General features: G+C 66.4%; 12 protein-coding genes. 8 read left to right on the top strand and 4 right to left on the bottom strand.

What is annotated here, in order from left to right; all coding sequences use genetic code 11:
* The first annotated feature begins 72 nt into the window (after positions 1-72).
* The 5 genes from TabM4_RS12920 (at position 73) to TabM4_RS12900 (ending at position 9638) form a co-directional block, all read left to right on the top strand.
* Positions 73-2448, top strand: a complete 2376-nt coding sequence (locus TabM4_RS12920; protein WP_434612923.1) for a DUF1989 domain-containing protein — start codon at positions 73-75, stop codon at positions 2446-2448.
* Positions 2449-2519: 71 nt separating this feature from the next.
* A complete protein-coding gene (gene purQ / locus TabM4_RS12915; protein WP_434612922.1) occupies positions 2520-3188 on the top strand; it encodes a phosphoribosylformylglycinamidine synthase subunit PurQ in 669 nt (222 codons plus the stop codon).
* Between the two features lie 58 nt (positions 3189-3246).
* On the top strand, positions 3247-5010 hold the full coding sequence (locus TabM4_RS12910; RefSeq protein WP_434612920.1) for a sensor histidine kinase: 1764 nt from the start codon (positions 3247-3249) through the stop codon (positions 5008-5010).
* A gap of 7 nt (positions 5011-5017) precedes the next feature.
* A complete protein-coding gene (locus TabM4_RS12905; RefSeq protein ID WP_434612918.1) occupies positions 5018-6346 on the top strand; it encodes a sigma-54-dependent transcriptional regulator in 1329 nt (442 codons plus the stop codon).
* Between the two features lie 559 nt (positions 6347-6905).
* Positions 6906-9638 (top strand): Rne/Rng family ribonuclease, encoded by a 2733-nt coding sequence (locus TabM4_RS12900; protein WP_434612916.1) that lies wholly within the window; start codon positions 6906-6908, stop codon positions 9636-9638.
* A 212-nt stretch (positions 9639-9850) separates the two neighbouring features.
* Here TabM4_RS12900 and TabM4_RS12895 read toward each other — a convergent pair whose 3' ends face one another.
* Positions 9851-10087 carry a sulfurtransferase TusA family protein gene (locus TabM4_RS12895; RefSeq protein ID WP_434612915.1) on the bottom strand — a complete coding sequence of 79 codons (237 nt, stop codon included), beginning with the start codon at positions 10085-10087 and terminating at the stop codon, positions 9851-9853.
* A 93-nt stretch (positions 10088-10180) separates the two neighbouring features.
* Between TabM4_RS12895 and TabM4_RS12890 the strand changes: the two genes are divergently transcribed.
* The 3 genes from TabM4_RS12890 to TabM4_RS12880 are packed head-to-tail and all read left to right on the top strand — an operon-like array spanning position 10181 to position 13567.
* A complete protein-coding gene (locus TabM4_RS12890) occupies positions 10181-10942 on the top strand; it encodes a cytochrome c biogenesis CcdA family protein (protein ID WP_434612913.1) in 762 nt (253 codons plus the stop codon).
* Positions 10943-10991: 49 nt separating this feature from the next.
* Positions 10992-12221, top strand: coding sequence for a hypothetical protein (locus TabM4_RS12885; RefSeq protein ID WP_434612911.1), 1230 nt, complete (start codon positions 10992-10994; stop codon positions 12219-12221).
* A complete protein-coding gene (locus TabM4_RS12880; protein WP_434612909.1) occupies positions 12218-13567 on the top strand; it encodes a cytochrome P450 in 1350 nt (449 codons plus the stop codon). Before TabM4_RS12885 ends, TabM4_RS12880 begins: the two co-directional genes overlap by 4 nt.
* Before the next feature lie 105 nt (positions 13568-13672).
* On the opposite strand, the gene TabM4_RS12875 is transcribed toward TabM4_RS12880, so the two are convergent.
* Genes TabM4_RS12875 through TabM4_RS12865 form a run of 3 tightly spaced genes read right to left on the bottom strand, consistent with a single transcriptional unit; the run spans position 13673 to position 14326 of the window.
* A complete protein-coding gene (locus TabM4_RS12875) occupies positions 13673-13903 on the bottom strand; it encodes an N-(5'-phosphoribosyl)anthranilate isomerase (protein WP_434612907.1) in 231 nt (76 codons plus the stop codon).
* Between the two features lie 34 nt (positions 13904-13937).
* Complete coding sequence (locus TabM4_RS12870; protein ID WP_434612905.1) at positions 13938-14153, bottom strand: ribbon-helix-helix domain-containing protein; 216 nt, start codon at positions 14151-14153, stop codon at positions 13938-13940.
* On the bottom strand, positions 14150-14326 hold the full coding sequence (locus tag TabM4_RS12865) for a DUF4169 family protein (protein WP_434612903.1): 177 nt from the start codon (positions 14324-14326) through the stop codon (positions 14150-14152). Before TabM4_RS12865 ends, TabM4_RS12870 begins: the two co-directional genes overlap by 4 nt.
* Between the last annotated feature and the right edge of the window lies 1 nt (position 14327).

Genomic DNA, 14327 nt, shown 5'->3' with positions numbered 1-14327 from the left:
CGCAGGCAGTGGCCGCATATTCTTTTTGTGAAACAGTTTTTACACTGATGCAACTCTCTCGGAGGGCGGGCCATGCTTGATCTCTATCCCAAGGTGAACCCCGGCCCGCCGCGCCCAAGCCGGATCCTGACCGCTTCCACGGCTCTGCCTGCAACGGGGCGGGAACGTTATGAGGTGGCTGGAAATGGGGCGATCCTGATCCGGCTGGCCGCAGGGGATCGGGTGACGGTGGTCAACACCGAGGGCGGGCAGCGTGTGGAACTGGTCGCGGCGGGCGAGGGGGGGCGGATCGACGCCGGCATCCTTGGCGTGGCGGCAAATTCCGATGCGGGGGGGCTTAAGGCGTTGCTGCAGGCGGGGCCAAGGTTGGGCTCCGGCATGGGTGGTCTGCGGCTCGGTCTGGAACGGCGCGGGATCGATCTGGCCAAGGCGGGGGCGGTGGCGCTGTTCTCGGCCGAAACCCCGGCGGGGGCGGAAGAGACGTTCACCGCCACGCGCGATGGCGTGCTGGTCATCGCGGCACCGGGCGGCGACATGGCGCCCGACGGGCAGGAGACGGCGACGCCTATCGGTGTGCAGGTCCAGCGGTCCTCTCTGATGACGGTGAAGCAGTTCGACATGCCCGACCCCTTGGCCGATCCGGTGCTGGACCTGCGGGTGAAATCGGCCACCGCGCGGGCCTATTTCGTCAAGGCGGGCGATTACATCCAGATCATCGATGTCGATGGCCGCCAATGCACCGATTTCCAGGCCTTTGCCGCGCGCAAGCTGGACAAGGGGATCGAACACGCGCTGGACGTGACGACCTCGCGCACGCTGATGGGGCATGCCTATTCCATGCCAGGGCTGCATTCCAAATACTACGATCAGGACATGCTGCCCCTGCTGGAAGTGGTGCAGGACACGGTCGGCCGGCATGACGCCTTTGCCATGGCCTGTGCGGCCAAGTATTACGACGATATCGGCTATCCGGGCCATGCCAACTGCTCCGACAACTTCAATGGCGCGCTGGCGGAATTCAACGTTTCGGGCCGCCCCGGTTGGATGGCGGTCAACCTCTTCTTCAATACGGGCATCGACGCGCATGGTGTCCTTTACTCGGATGAGCCGTGGTCGCGTCCCGGCGATTATGTGCTCTTCCGCGCGCTGACGGACCTTGTCTGCGTCTCCTCGGCCTGCCCGGATGACACGACGCCCGCGAATGGCTGGTATCTCAGCGACATCCATGTCCGCACCTATTCGGGGGCGGAGAAGTTCAGCCGTGCCATCGCATGGCGCGCCACCCCAGATTCGGAGCCGAAGATGACCAAGGACACCGCGTTCAGTGAACGGACGGGGGCGCTGACGCGCAATGTGGTGGAGTACAAAGGGTATTGGCTGCCCAACGTCTATTCGTCGAACGGCGCGATAGAGGAGTATTGGGCCTGCCGCGAGAAGGCGGTGGTGCTGGACCTCTCGCCGCTGCGGAAGTTCGAGGTGACGGGGCCGGATGCCGAGGCGTTGATGCAATGGACGCTGACGCGCGACGTCAAGAAGCTGAGCGTGGGGCAGGTGGTCTATTCGGCCATGTGCTATGAACATGGCGGCATGATCGACGACGGCACGCTGTTCCGTCTGGGTCGCGACAATTTCCGCTGGATCGGCGGGGATGATTACGGCGGCATCTGGCTGCGCGAGCAGGCCGAGAAACTGGGGCTGAAGGTGATGGTGCGGTCGTCGACGGACCAGTTGCACAATCTGGCGGTGCAGGGGCCGAACAGCCGCGAGATCATGAAGCGCATGATCTGGACCGCGCCGCACCAGCCGACGGTGGAAGAGTTGGGATGGTTCCGCTTCACCGTGGGCCGCGTGGGCGGACCCGAAGGCGCGCCGGTCGTGGTGTCGCGCACGGGCTATACGGGCGAGTTGGGGTTCGAGGTGTTCTGCCATCCGAAGGACGGCAGCACCGTCTACGACGCCGTCTGGGAGCATGGCAGCGATCTGGGGCTGAAACCGATGGGCCTTGCCGCGCTGGACATGGTGCGGATCGAGGCGGGTCTGATCTTCGCGGGCTATGATTTCAGCGACCAGACCGACCCGTTCGAGGCCGGGATCGGCTTCACCGTGCCGCTGAAGTCGAAGACGGACGATTTCATCGGCCGCGACGCGCTGATCCGGCGCAAGGAAAACCCGCGCTGGAAGTTCGTGGGGCTGGATATCGACAGCAATGTCGATGTGGGCCACGGCGATTGCATCCATGTGGGCCGCGCGCAGGTGGGGGAGGTGACGTCCTCCATGCGCTCGCCCCTTTTGGGCAAGAACATCGCTCTGGCGCGGGTGGATGTGGCCCATGCCGAGGTCGGGACGCAGGTCGAGGTCGGCAAGCTGGACGGTCACCAGAAGCGGCTTCCGGCGGTGATCGTGCCGCTCTCGCATTACGATCCCAAGAAGACGCGCCCGCAGTCGTGATTCCGGGTGGCGGGGCGGGGCGGTTTGCGGTAATGCGCGGCCATCCCGCTTTGCGCTGAAAGGATGCCCAGATGAAGGCCGCCGTCGTCACCTTCCCCGGTTCCAACTGCGACCGCGACCTTGCGGTGGCTTTCGAGAAGGCGGGATGGGACGTCACGCGCGTCTGGCACAAGGACAGCACCCTGCCCGAGGGCGTTGATGTCGTGGGCATTCCCGGCGGCTTCTCCTTCGGTGATTACCTGCGCTGCGGGGCGATTGCCGCGCAATCGCCCATCGGCGCGGCGGTCAAGGCCCATGCCGCGAGGGGCGGCTATGTGCTGGGGGTCTGCAACGGCTTTCAGGTCCTGACCGAGATGCAGCTTCTGCCCGGGGCGCTGATGCGGAATGCGAGGCTGAAATTCGTCTGCCGGATGCAGGGCTTGCGGGTTGCCACCGCCGACAGCGCCTTTACGGCAGGCTATGCCAAGGGGCAGGCCATCACCGTGCCGATTGCGCATCACGACGGCAATTACACCATCGATGCCGAAGGCCTTGCCCGCCTGCAGGGCGAGGATCGCGTGGCCTTCACCTATGACGGCAATCCCAACGGGTCGATGGCCGATATCGCGGGCGTCCTGTCCGAGAATCGCCGCGTTCTTGGAATGATGCCCCATCCCGAGCGGGTGGTGGACCCGGTGCAGGGCGGAACCGATGGCGCGGCCTTGTTCACGGCGCTCTTGGGCGGGTTGACGCTTGCTTGATCGCCCTTTCCGGGGGCTGCGCTTGAAGCGGGGGGCCGGGCGGGCCTAGATTGCCGCCATGAGCGATACCCGCATCCTTTCCGATGACGCAGACGAGCCGCCGGGCATCTCCTGGCGGGTGAAGCTGGCGATTGGGCTCATGGTGATTCTGGCCATAGGCGTGGTGCTGGTGACGAACCGCTGGCTGTCGGAGCGGTTCACCGAAACCACCCGCAACCGGGCGGAACTGCGGCTTGCGCTTTACTCCGGGAACATGGTGTCCGAGTTGCAGCGCACCTCGGTCGTCCCCTTGCTGCTGGCGGGTGACCCGGCGCTGGTCGAGGCGCTGCGGTCGCGGGACTTCTCGGGGACATCGCAGAAACTGATCCGCGTGCAGTCCGAGATCGGTGTGGCGTCGATCCTGCTGATCGATGCGGATGGGCGCACGGTGGGGGCGACCAACCGCAACCAGTTGGGCACGAACCATCGGACGGGGGCATATTTCGTCGAGGCCGTGCGGAACAAGGACACGGTCTTTACCGCGCAGGCGCGCGAGGGGGGCGGGTTCGACTTTACCTATTCACGGGCGGTTCTGGTGGATGGCAGGGCGGGCGGCGTGATCGTCGTCGCGGTCGATCTGATGAAATACGAACGCGCCTGGGCGGGCCTGCAGGATGCAGTGATGGTGACCGATAGCGAGGGCACCGTCATCCTTGCGACCGAACCGCGCTGGCGTGGCCTTTCGATGGACGAGGCGCTGGCGGTGCGCGACGCGCCCTCGGCCCTGTCCCGCGCCCTGCAGGCCACCGCCGATTGGGCGCAGGCCCCGCCCGATGCCTATGTGCGCGGCGAGGCGGTGATGAAGACCGAGGCGCGGGTGCCCTTCCGCGGTTGGCGGATGGTGACCTTCACCGCCTATGACTCGGTGCGCGAAAGGGTCAACGGCATCCTCGCGCTGGAGATCATGGGGTTCGCCATCCTCATGGCGCTGACCTTCTATTTCCTGTCGCGCAAGGCATGGTCGCAAAGCGTGACCTTCCAGCGTGAATCGGCGGAACTGCGCATGCTGAACGCCCGCCTGCAGCGCGAGATCGCGGAACGCGAGAAGGTGCAGAAGGATCTGGCGGTGGCCGAGTTGACGCTGGCGCAATCGTCCAAGCTGGCAGCGCTTGGTGAGATGTCGGCTGCGGTCAGCCATGAATTGAATCAACCGCTTGCGGCGATGAAGACCTATCTTGCCGGGGCGCGTCTGCTGTTGCAGCGCAAGCGGCCCGACGAGGCGCTGTCGTCCTTCCAGCGGATCGATGACCTGATCGAGCGCATGGGGGCGATCACGCGGCAGTTGAAATCCTATGCCCGCAAGGGCGGCGAGGCCTTCGAGCCGGTCGACCTGCGGTCGGCGCTTTCCGGCGCGCTGTCGATGATGGAGCCGCAACTGAAGCAGCGGGTGGTCAAGATCACCCGCACCCTGCCGCGCACGCCGGTGATGGTCATGGCCGACCGCATCCGGCTGGAGCAGGTGATCATCAACCTTCTGCGCAACGCGCTGGATGCGACGCGGGACAGGGCCGATCCGCAGATCGACCTGATCCTGTCCTCGGGCGATGTGGCGATGCTGGCGGTGCGCGACAATGGCACCGGGATCAAGGATTTGGATAACCTCTTCGAGCCCTTCTACACGACGAAGAAGCCCGGAGAGGGGGTGGGGCTTGGCCTTGCCATCTCCTCGGGGATCGTGACCGATCTGGGGGGCCGCCTGACGGCGCGCAACTCCGAAAGCGGCGGCGCGGTCTTCGAGATGCAACTGCCCCTTCTGGGCAAGGAAGTCGAAGCAGCGGAATGAGGTTGATATGGCGCGTGCGATGAAGGTGGCGATCGTCGATGACGAGGCGGACATGCGGCAGTCGATCAGCCAGTGGCTGGCGCTTTCCGGTTTCGATACAGAGACTTACGCCAGCGCCGAAGAGGCGCTGAAGGGCATCGGGCCGGAATTTCCGGGGGTCGTCGTGTCCGACATCAAGATGCCGGGGATGGACGGGATGGCCTTCCTGAAGCGGTTGATGGGGATGGATAGCGGGTTGCCCGTCATCATGATCACCGGCCATGGCGATGTGCCGATGGCGGTAGAGGCGATGCGGGTGGGGGCCTATGACTTTCTTGAAAAGCCCTTCAACCCGGACCGGATGACGGAACTGGCCAAGCGCGCGACGCAGGCCCGCCGCCTGACGCTGGACAACCGCGCGCTGCGCAAGGAACTGTCCGACGGGTCGATCCTGATGAAGAAACTGATCGGGTCGAGCCCCGTGATGGAACGGCTGCGCGAGGATATTCTCGATCTGGGTCAAGCGGATAGCCATGTCCTGATCGATGGCGAGACGGGCACGGGCAAGACGCTGGTCGCGCATGCGCTGCATGCCGTGGGGCCGCGGGCATCGAAGAAATTCGTCACCATCTCCTGCGCGGCTTGGACCGAGGATCAGTTGTCGGCCAAGCTCTTCGGCCCCTCCGAGGATGGGCAGATCCCGCTGGTCGAGGAGGCGCGGGGGGGCACGCTCTGCCTTGAGGATGTGGAGGCGCTGAGCCAGCCGCTGCAGGCGCGGCTGCTGACCCTGATCAACGATCAGGGCACGCCGCCCGAGACGCGGATCATCGCGATCTGCAACGCGCATGCGCCGGACAAGACGCTGGAGGATGTGCTGCGGTCCGACCTCTACTACAGGTTGGGGGCGATGACGATCCTGTGCCCACCCCTTAGGGTGCGGGGCGAGGATATCCTGACGCTCTTCACCCGGATGTCGGAGCAGTTCTCGGAAGAATACGGCTGCGAGGCGCCGCAGGTGACGGCGCAGGAGGCGGCGCAACTGTTGCAGGCGCCATGGCCCGGGAATGTGCGGCAGTTGGTCAATATCGCGGAGCGGGCGGTTCTGCAGAACCGCCGGGGATCTGGGTCCATCGCGTCGCTTTTGATGGCCGATAACGAGGCGACGGAGCCTGCGATGACGACCGAGGGCAAGCCGCTGAAGGAATATGTCGAGGCGTTCGAACGGATGCTGATCGACAATACGATGCGGCGGCACAAGGGCAGCATCGTCGCGGTGATGGACGAGCTTTGCCTGCCGCGGCGGACGCTGAACGAGAAGATGGCGAAGTATGGGCTGAGCCGGGCGGAATATACGTGAAACGGGGTTAACCCACGGATTTCACGGGAAAACCCCGTACCGTAACCCGTGCCGTATTCTGTGCCGCAATCTGTACATACGCAGCGCACGCTGGGGCTTTTGTTAACTATAACCTGAAATTGTTCTTGCGGCGCATCGCACAGCCCAAGGTGAGCGATCGCGCGGCTTGGCGAATTTCTCCCATTGTGTTCCGCGCGGCTTTGCCGCTAGGGTCACAGAACGCGGGACTTTGGTCCCGCCGTGGAATTCTCTGCCCGTCTCAGCCGGACCATTGAAAAGGACCGCGAGGGGGGCAGTCGGATCGGCCGCAAGGTCGTCAGTTTGCCCGTCAGGTCATTGGACGCAGCGGGCTTTAGCAGGTGGGTGCCGCAAGGTGCCCGGAAGAGAACCGCGATGACGCGCGCTATTTTGATGACGAAAGCAGAGGGATGCCCACCGGGCATGGCCCTGATTTTCGTCCCGCGCCGTCTTGCCCAGACAAGCCGCCCATGCCCGTCAGATCCCGATCCCGGAGTTCGCTCCGGTGCGGATAGGCCGTGCCGGGGCGCGACAGGATATCATGGCAAAGAAAATGCTGATCGACGCCACCCATGCGGAAGAGACCCGCGTTGTGGTGGTGGATGGAAACAAGGTCGAGGAATTCGACTTTGAGACGGTAAACAAGCGGCAACTGGCGGGGAACATCTACCTTGCCAAGGTGACGCGGGTCGAACCTTCGCTGCAGGCGGCCTTTGTGGATTGCGGCGGGAACCGGCACGGTTTCCTTGCCTTTGCGGAAATCCACCCGGATTACTACCAGATCCCGGTTGCCGACCGGAAGGCGCTCTTGGAAGAAGAGCGCGCCTACAACCGTGCGCAGGAAGAGGAAGAGAACCGCCGTTCACGCAGCCGTTCGCGCCCGCGGCCCGAGGCCGCGCGCAAGGATGCGGTGAAGACGGTGGAGATCGGCGGCATGGATGTCGTCGATCTGGGCGAGGACGAGGCCGAAGGCGCCGAGGCTCTGGTCACCGATGCCGCGCCGGTGGCAGAGGCCGCGCCCGTTGAGGCGCAGGGGCATGATCACGACCACGGTCATGACCACAGCCACGACCACGACCATGACCACGGGCAGGGCGGCGATGCCGGTTCCGAGAATGGCGAGCGTCCCTATCGTGCGATGGACCATGCCAGCGAGACGGATGACGAGATCGAATCGGTCGCCGAGGAGGATGTGGCCGAGGAAATCAGCCAGTCCCGCAAGCCGCGTCCGCGCAAATACAAGATTCAGGAAGTGATCAAGGTCCGGCAGATCATGCTGGTTCAGGTCGTCAAGGAAGAGCGCGGCAACAAGGGCGCGGCGCTGACCACTTACCTCTCGCTGGCGGGCCGCTATTGCGTGCTGATGCCCAACACGGCGCGGGGCGGCGGGATTTCCCGCAAGATCACGCAGGCCGCCGATAGGAAGAAGCTGAAGGAGATCGCGGGCGAGATCGAGGTGCCGGAAGGCGCGGGCCTGATCATCCGCACGGCAGGGGCCAAGCGGACCAAGGCCGAGATCCGGCGCGATTACGAATATCTGATGCGGCTGTGGGAACAGATCCGCGAACTCACGCTGAAATCCATCGCACCGGCGGCGATCTATGAGGAAGGTAACCTGATCAAGCGGTCGATCCGCGACCTGTATTCGCGCGAGATCGACGAGGTTCTGGTCGAGGGCGAGGCGGGCTATCGCACCGCCAAGGACTTCATGCGGATGATCATGCCGAGCCACGCCAAGGTGGTGAAGCGCTATGACGAGCAGATGCCGCTTTTCGCCCGCTATCAGGTGGAAAGCTATCTGGGCGGCATGTTCAACCCGGTCGTGCAGCTGAAATCCGGGGGGTACATCGTCATCGGGGTGACCGAGGCGCTGGTGGCCATCGACGTGAACTCGGGCCGGGCCACGAAGGAAGGGTCGATCGAGGAAACCGCGCTGAAGACGAATATCGAGGCGGCGGAAGAGATCGCACGGCAGTTGCGACTGCGTGACCTTGCGGGCCTGATCGTCATCGACTTCATCGACATGGAAGAGCGGCGCAACAACGCCGCCGTCGAGAAGCGGCTGAAGGAGAAGCTGAAGACCGACCGCGCGCGGATCCAGGTCGGGCGGATTTCCGGCTTCGGCCTGATGGAGATGAGCCGTCAGCGGCTGCGTCCGGGGATGCTGGAGAGCACCACGCAGCCCTGCGCGCATTGCCATGGCACGGGTCTGATCCGGTCGGATGACAGTCTTGGCCTGCAGATCCTGCGGGCGCTGGAAGAGGAAGGGACGCGGAAACGGTCGAAGGAGGTGCTGCTGAAGGCACCTGTCGGGATCGTCAACTTCCTGATCAACCAGAAGCGCGAGCATGTGGCGCTGATCGAGGCGCGCTATGGCATGAGCGTGCGGATCGAGGGCGATCCGGCGCTGGTGAGCCCGGATTACGTGATCGAGAAGTTCAAGACCGCCACGCGGGTGGTGCCGGAGCCGTCTTCGGTGATTTCCGGCCATGCGGGCCTGATGGGCGCGCCGGTGGATGAGGACGAGGACGAGGATCTGCCTTTCGACGAGGATCTGGACGAGGTCGAAGAGGCCGAGGCCGGGGACGAGAGAGCGACCGAGGGCCGGGGCGAGGCACGTCCGGCCGCCGGTCAGGGCGAGGGGGCTTCGGGCAATGGCAAGAAGAAGCGCCGCCGTCGGCGGAAGAAGAAGGGTGGCGCGGGCACCGGCATGACTGGCGCGGATGCGGCACAGGCCGATGGCGAGGACGGCGCCGAAGGCGATGACGAGGGCGAGGAGGAGGCCGCCGAGGCACCCGCCGCGCCTGAGGCCGCCCCGGAGGCGGCAACCGTTGCTGAGGTCGCTGAGGCCGCGCCCGAGGAGGCCCCGAAGAAGAGGGTGACGCGGTCGCGCGGCGGGGCGTCGCGGTCGAAAAAGGCGGCAGAGGCGGCACCCGTGGCCGAAGCCCCGGCGGAACCGGCTGTGGAAGCCGTTGCCGAAGCGGTGGCCGAGGCCGTGCCCGCGAAGAAGCCTGCCAGCCGATCGCGCAGCAGCGCGAAGAAGAAGGCCGAGGCGGTTGCGGAGCCTGTGGCGGAAGCGGTTACCGAGGCGACCGTGGCTGTCGAAGCCCAGGCCTTCCCGGCCGATCCCGGCCTTGCCCCCGCCCCGGAGGCGGCCTTGCAGGCCGATCCGCGCGAGGCGGAGGTGGCCGCGCTGGCCCCCGCGCCGGAGCCCGCCGCCGAGGAGGGCCCGCCCAAGCCGCGCAAGAAGGGCTGGTGGTCGCTGGGCCGCTGACCTTTCGGGATGGAATGGCGAAGGGCCGGGGGGAAACCTCCGGCCTTTCCGCTTTTGGCTGCGCGGGGAAGGAAATTGAGCGCCTGCGGCGCAGTCCTTTTGGGTCGCCTGCGCGGCATGCGCCGCTTGTCTCCCCGGGGGTGCCACCCCCGGACCCCCGGGGTATTTTTCTCCGGGTCGAAGGGGCAGGGGGAGGTGTCAGGGCCGCGGGGTCAGGGGCCGCGGCGGATGCGGTAGGTGGTGACGGGGCCGGTTTCGGTGGCGTCGAGGAAGGTGTGGCCGGCCTCGGCACAGAAATGCGGCAGGTCGATCGCGGCCATGCGGTCGGTCGCGGTGAGGCGGAGGATCTGGCCGGGGCGCATGGCGGCGAGGCGCTTGCGCGCGCGCAGCACGGGCAGGGGGCAGAGGAGCCCCTCGCAATCCAGCGCGATGTCATGGTCGTCGGTCATGGGCGGGTGATAGCGGAAGGGGCGGGGCAGGGCCACGGCAATGTGACGAAGGAACGTGGTGACGGCGGCGGTGGAAGCGGGTAACAGGTCTGCATGTTCGGGTTCGAGATCATGGATGCGGGGCTGGGGCCTGCGATGCTGGTGGCATTGCTGGGCGGCGTCCTGTCCTTCCTGAGCCCCTGCGTCCTGCCCATCGTGCCGCCCTATCTGGCCTATATGGGCGGGATTTCCATGGGCGAGATGACGGCGGGCGGGGCCTCGGCGCGGCGGCGGGTGATGCTGCCTGCGCTGTTCTTCGTGCTGGGTCTTTCGACGGTCTTCCTGCTGCTGGGCTTCACGGCCAGCGCCTTTGGCGCGTTCTTCCTGCAGAATCAGGTGATCTTCTCGCAGGTGGCGGGGGCGGTGGTCCTGATCTTCGGGCTGCATTTCCTTGGGGTGTTCCGCATCGGCATCCTTGACCGCGAGGCGCGGCTGGATGCGGGGGACAGGGGCGGGTCGGCGCTGGGGGCCTATGTGCTTGGCCTTGCCTTCGCCTTCGGCTGGACGCCCTGCATCGGGCCGCAACTGGGGGCCATCCTGTCGCTGGCGGCGCAGGAGGGATCGGTGGAGCGGGGGACGCTGCTCCTTGGCGTCTATGCGGCGGGACTGGGCATACCCTTCCTGCTGGCGGCGATGTTCATCGAGCGGGCCATGGGCATCATGCAGCGGCTGAAGCGGCACATGAAATGGATCGAGCGGGCCATGGGCGCATTGCTGGTGGCGGTGGGGCTGGCGCTTTTGACCGGGGCCTTCACGGATTTCAGCTGGTGGCTTCTGGAAACCTTCGATCGGTTCGGCATTCCCCTCTTGGGCTGAGGCACGGGGCGCGCCATACTGCGGGCGGTGCAGGTGCGGAGATGTGCGGATGACGGGATTGGGGCCACGCGAGACGGGGCAGGTCAGGCGGCGGCGGGTCTTCTACATTCCGGGCTTCGATCCCCTGCAGACCCGGCGCTATCGCCAGTTCTATCGCGTGGAAGGGCCGCGTCAGGCCGCGATTTCCGGCTATGCGCTGGAGGTGGGGGCCAAGCCTGCCGGAATGGCGCATGGCTGGACCGTGACGGCGCAAGTCGACGGCGAGGAGGTGCGCAGCGAGGTGGAGGTGCTGGCCTGGGCCGATATCATCGGCGGGTCGATGCGGCGGACGGTTGCTGCGACCTATGGGCAGATGCTGCGGACGGCGTGGATCTATGTCGCCTCGGGCGCGCTGTTCCGGCTGGGGCGGTTGCGCAAGGGGCCGACGCTGGCCGCGCTTTACCCGGTGGTGATGCTGTCTCTGCAGGCGGTTTTCGCGGCGCTGGCCGGATGGGGGACGGGCCGGGCGGTGGCATGGGTGCTGCCGGGTTGGGCGGGGATCGCGCTGGGCGCGGGGCTGGGGCTGGCGATGGTCTGGGCGGTGCTGCGGGCCTTCCAGCGGTTGGATCGCCGCTTTCTGGCCTATTACCTGATGCATGATTACGCCTTTTCCGCGGGGCTCTGGGGCGCCTATCCTGCGGTGCTGGAGGCGCGGATGGCGGCCTTTGGCGCGCGCATCCGCGCGGCGCTGGAGGAGGATTGGGATGAGGTGCTGGTGGTGGGGCATTCCTCGGGGGCGATACTGGGCGTGTCGATCCTTGCCGATCTGATTCGGGCGGGGCTGCCGGGCCGGGGGGCGGCGCTGTCCTTTCTCAGCCTTGGGCAGGTGGTGCCCATGGTGTCCTTCCTGCCAGAGGCACGAAAGTTGCGGGGTGATCTGGCCTATCTTTCGGCGCGGGACGAGTTGGCCTGGGTCGATGTGACGGCGCCGGGGGATGGCTGTGCCTTTGCGCTGTGTGATCCGGTCGCGGTGTCGGGCGTGGCGGGGGAGGGGAAGCGCTGGCCGCTGGTGATGTCTTGCGCCTTCACGCAGACCTTTTCCCCGGAGCGGTGGCGCAAGATGCGGTTTCGCTGGTTCCGGCTGCATTTCCAGTACATGTGCGCCTTCGACAGGCCGGGGGATTACGACTATTTCCGCATCACCGCCGGACCCTTGACCCTGCGGGCGCGGTTTGCGGGGCGCGCGCCGTCCAGAAGCCGGATCGAGCGGGCGCTGTCGGGTTACAGGAGCGTGGCATGAGGGTGCCCAAGCCCGCGCCGCGGCCGGATCGCGTGTCGCTGTGGCAGTATCTGCGGCTGTTCCGGCGCGACATCCTTTCCGCCCAGCCCGCGCGTCTGTATCGGGCCTGGATGGCGGAGTACCGGACGCCCTTCTTCCGCAGTTACATGTGCAACGATCCGGCGCTGGTGCGGCTTGTGCTGCAGGAGAGGCCGGATGATTTCCCGAAATCCGACAGGGTGCGCGAGGGGCTGGCGCCTTTGCTGGGGCAGTCGGTATTCGTGACGAATGGCACGCAGTGGAAGCGGCAGCGGCGGATCATCGACCCGGCCTTCGAGGGGGGGCGGCTCAGGGATACCTTTCCGGCCATGTGGGCGGCAGGGGAGGCGGCGGTGGCGCGGATGCCGGTGGGTGTGGTGGAGGTGGAGGAGGTCTGTTCGCATGCGGCGGCGGATGTGATCTTCCGCACGCTGTTTTCGGTGCCGATCGAGGATCGGGACGCGACGGCGGTGTTCCATGCCTTCCGCGCCTATCAGCGGACGCAGCCGATCCTGAACCTTGCGGCCTTCCTGCCGCTGCCGCGCTGGATGCCGCGCGGGTTCCGGCGGGGGACGCGGGCGGCGGCGGCGGAGATCCGGCGACTGATCACGGCGATGACGGCGCGGCGGGCGAAGGAGATCGCGGCGGGGGTGGCGCCGGACGATCTGGCGACGAAGATCATGGTGACGGCGGATCCGGTGACGGGGGAACGCTTCGGGACCGAGGAGATGGTGGATCAGGTCGCCATCTTCTTCCTTGCGGGGCATGAGACGAGCGCCAGCGCGCTGGGCTGGGCGCTGTGGCTTCTCGCGGCGCATCCGGAGGTGCAGGAGCGGGTGGCGGCGGAGGCGGTGGGGATGGCGGCGGAGTTTTCGGCGCTGTCGCGGCTGCGGCTGACGCGGGATGTGTTCCGCGAGGCGCTGCGCCTGTTTCCGCCGGTGCCGATGATGGTGCGCGAGACGACCTGCCCCGAGGAGTTCCGGGGCAGGGCGGTGAAGCCGGGGGCGCAGGTGGTGCTGTCGTCGTGGCATCTGGGGCGACATGAGCGGATCTGGACCGCGCCGGATGATTTCGACCCCGACCGCTGGGCGCGGGAGGAGACGAAGGCAGAGGCGCGGGACGGGTGGTTGCCGTTTTCCAGCGGGCCGCGGGTCTGCACGGGGGCTGGGTTTGCCATGGCGGAAGGAGTGCTTTTGCTGGCGATGCTGTGCCGGTCGTTCCGGTTCGAGGTGGTGGAGGGGCGGGTGCCGGTGCCGGTGGCGCATCTGACGGTGCGTGCGCGGGATGGGGTGTGGCTGCGGGTGACGCGGCGGGGAGGCGAAATCTGACGCAGATTTCGCGACGATTTCTGCACACAGAAATCGGGTTCCGGGCGCGGCGCCTGTTGGCGGAATTTGCGTCAAATTCCGCCGCGATTTCTGCGTCAGAAATCGCTACACGACGCGGCGGATGGGTTCCTGATTGCAGATGATGATGAACTGGCCGGCATTTTCCAGCACCGGGAAACCGCGCCTGCGCATTTCGGCAAGGAACAGGTCGCGACCCACATAGCGTTCGACATCGCGGACCTGACGCCGGATGACCCCGCCATCCCGCGCGGCCTGCGAGTTGAAGAGATGGGAAATCCATCCCTCGGTCGTATAGGGAAGAAGGTTGCGGCTCATGCCCGCAGCCTGACGCAACGGGGTAAAGGCCGGGTTAACCGCGATACCTTCGCAGCACGAAGACCCGGATCGCGGAGGCGAGGCCTATGTCGCCCGCCCGCGCCTCGTCCACTTCCACCGCAAGCTGGTTCAGCGTCAGGCCGCGCTCTGCCGCGATGGCGCGGAAGGCCTGCCAGAACTCCTCTTCCAGACTGACGCTGGTGCGGTGCCCGCGCAGGGTCAGGGAGTGCTTGACGGGCCGCGCGGTCATTCGTCGCGCCGGTGCGCGTCGAGGTCGCGGGCGGCCTTCTCCGCCCGCGCCTGTTCCAGTTCCCGCTCGGCCTTGGTCCGGCCGAACTTCGCCGCGTTCTCGTCGCCCTTGGCGCGGGCGGCCTTGCGGGCCGCCTCTTTCCGTTTCGCGCGCAGGTTGACGATCTCGGCCATG

The sequence above is a fragment of the Tabrizicola sp. M-4 genome, from assembly GCF_051132405.1.
Lineage (GTDB): Bacteria > Pseudomonadota > Alphaproteobacteria > Rhodobacterales > Rhodobacteraceae > Paragemmobacter.
The sequence above is the reverse complement of the archived record's forward strand: the minus strand, read 5'-3'. Positions and strand labels throughout refer to the sequence as shown.

Bases quoted from the DNA above. Each gene is read 5' to 3' on its own strand.
- TabM4_RS12920 (WP_434612923.1), top strand. From the start codon at position 73: ATGCTTGATCTCTATCCCAAGGTGAACCCCGGCCCGCCGCGCCCAAGC.
- purQ (WP_434612922.1), top strand. From the start codon at position 2,520: ATGAAGGCCGCCGTCGTCACCTTCCCCGGTTCCAACTGCGACCGCGAC.
- TabM4_RS12910 (WP_434612920.1), top strand. From the start codon at position 3,247: ATGAGCGATACCCGCATCCTTTCCGATGACGCAGACGAGCCGCCGGGC.
- TabM4_RS12905 (WP_434612918.1), top strand. From the start codon at position 5,018: ATGGCGCGTGCGATGAAGGTGGCGATCGTCGATGACGAGGCGGACATG.
- TabM4_RS12900 (WP_434612916.1), top strand. From the start codon at position 6,906: ATGGCAAAGAAAATGCTGATCGACGCCACCCATGCGGAAGAGACCCGC.
- TabM4_RS12895 (WP_434612915.1), bottom strand. From the start codon at position 10,087: ATGACCGACGACCATGACATCGCGCTGGATTGCGAGGGGCTCCTCTGC.
- TabM4_RS12890 (WP_434612913.1), top strand. From the start codon at position 10,181: ATGTTCGGGTTCGAGATCATGGATGCGGGGCTGGGGCCTGCGATGCTG.
- TabM4_RS12885 (WP_434612911.1), top strand. From the start codon at position 10,992: ATGACGGGATTGGGGCCACGCGAGACGGGGCAGGTCAGGCGGCGGCGG.
- TabM4_RS12880 (WP_434612909.1), top strand. From the start codon at position 12,218: ATGAGGGTGCCCAAGCCCGCGCCGCGGCCGGATCGCGTGTCGCTGTGG.
- TabM4_RS12875 (WP_434612907.1), bottom strand. From the start codon at position 13,903: ATGAGCCGCAACCTTCTTCCCTATACGACCGAGGGATGGATTTCCCAT.
- TabM4_RS12870 (WP_434612905.1), bottom strand. From the start codon at position 14,153: ATGACCGCGCGGCCCGTCAAGCACTCCCTGACCCTGCGCGGGCACCGC.
- TabM4_RS12865 (WP_434612903.1), bottom strand. From the start codon at position 14,326: ATGGCCGAGATCGTCAACCTGCGCGCGAAACGGAAAGAGGCGGCCCGC.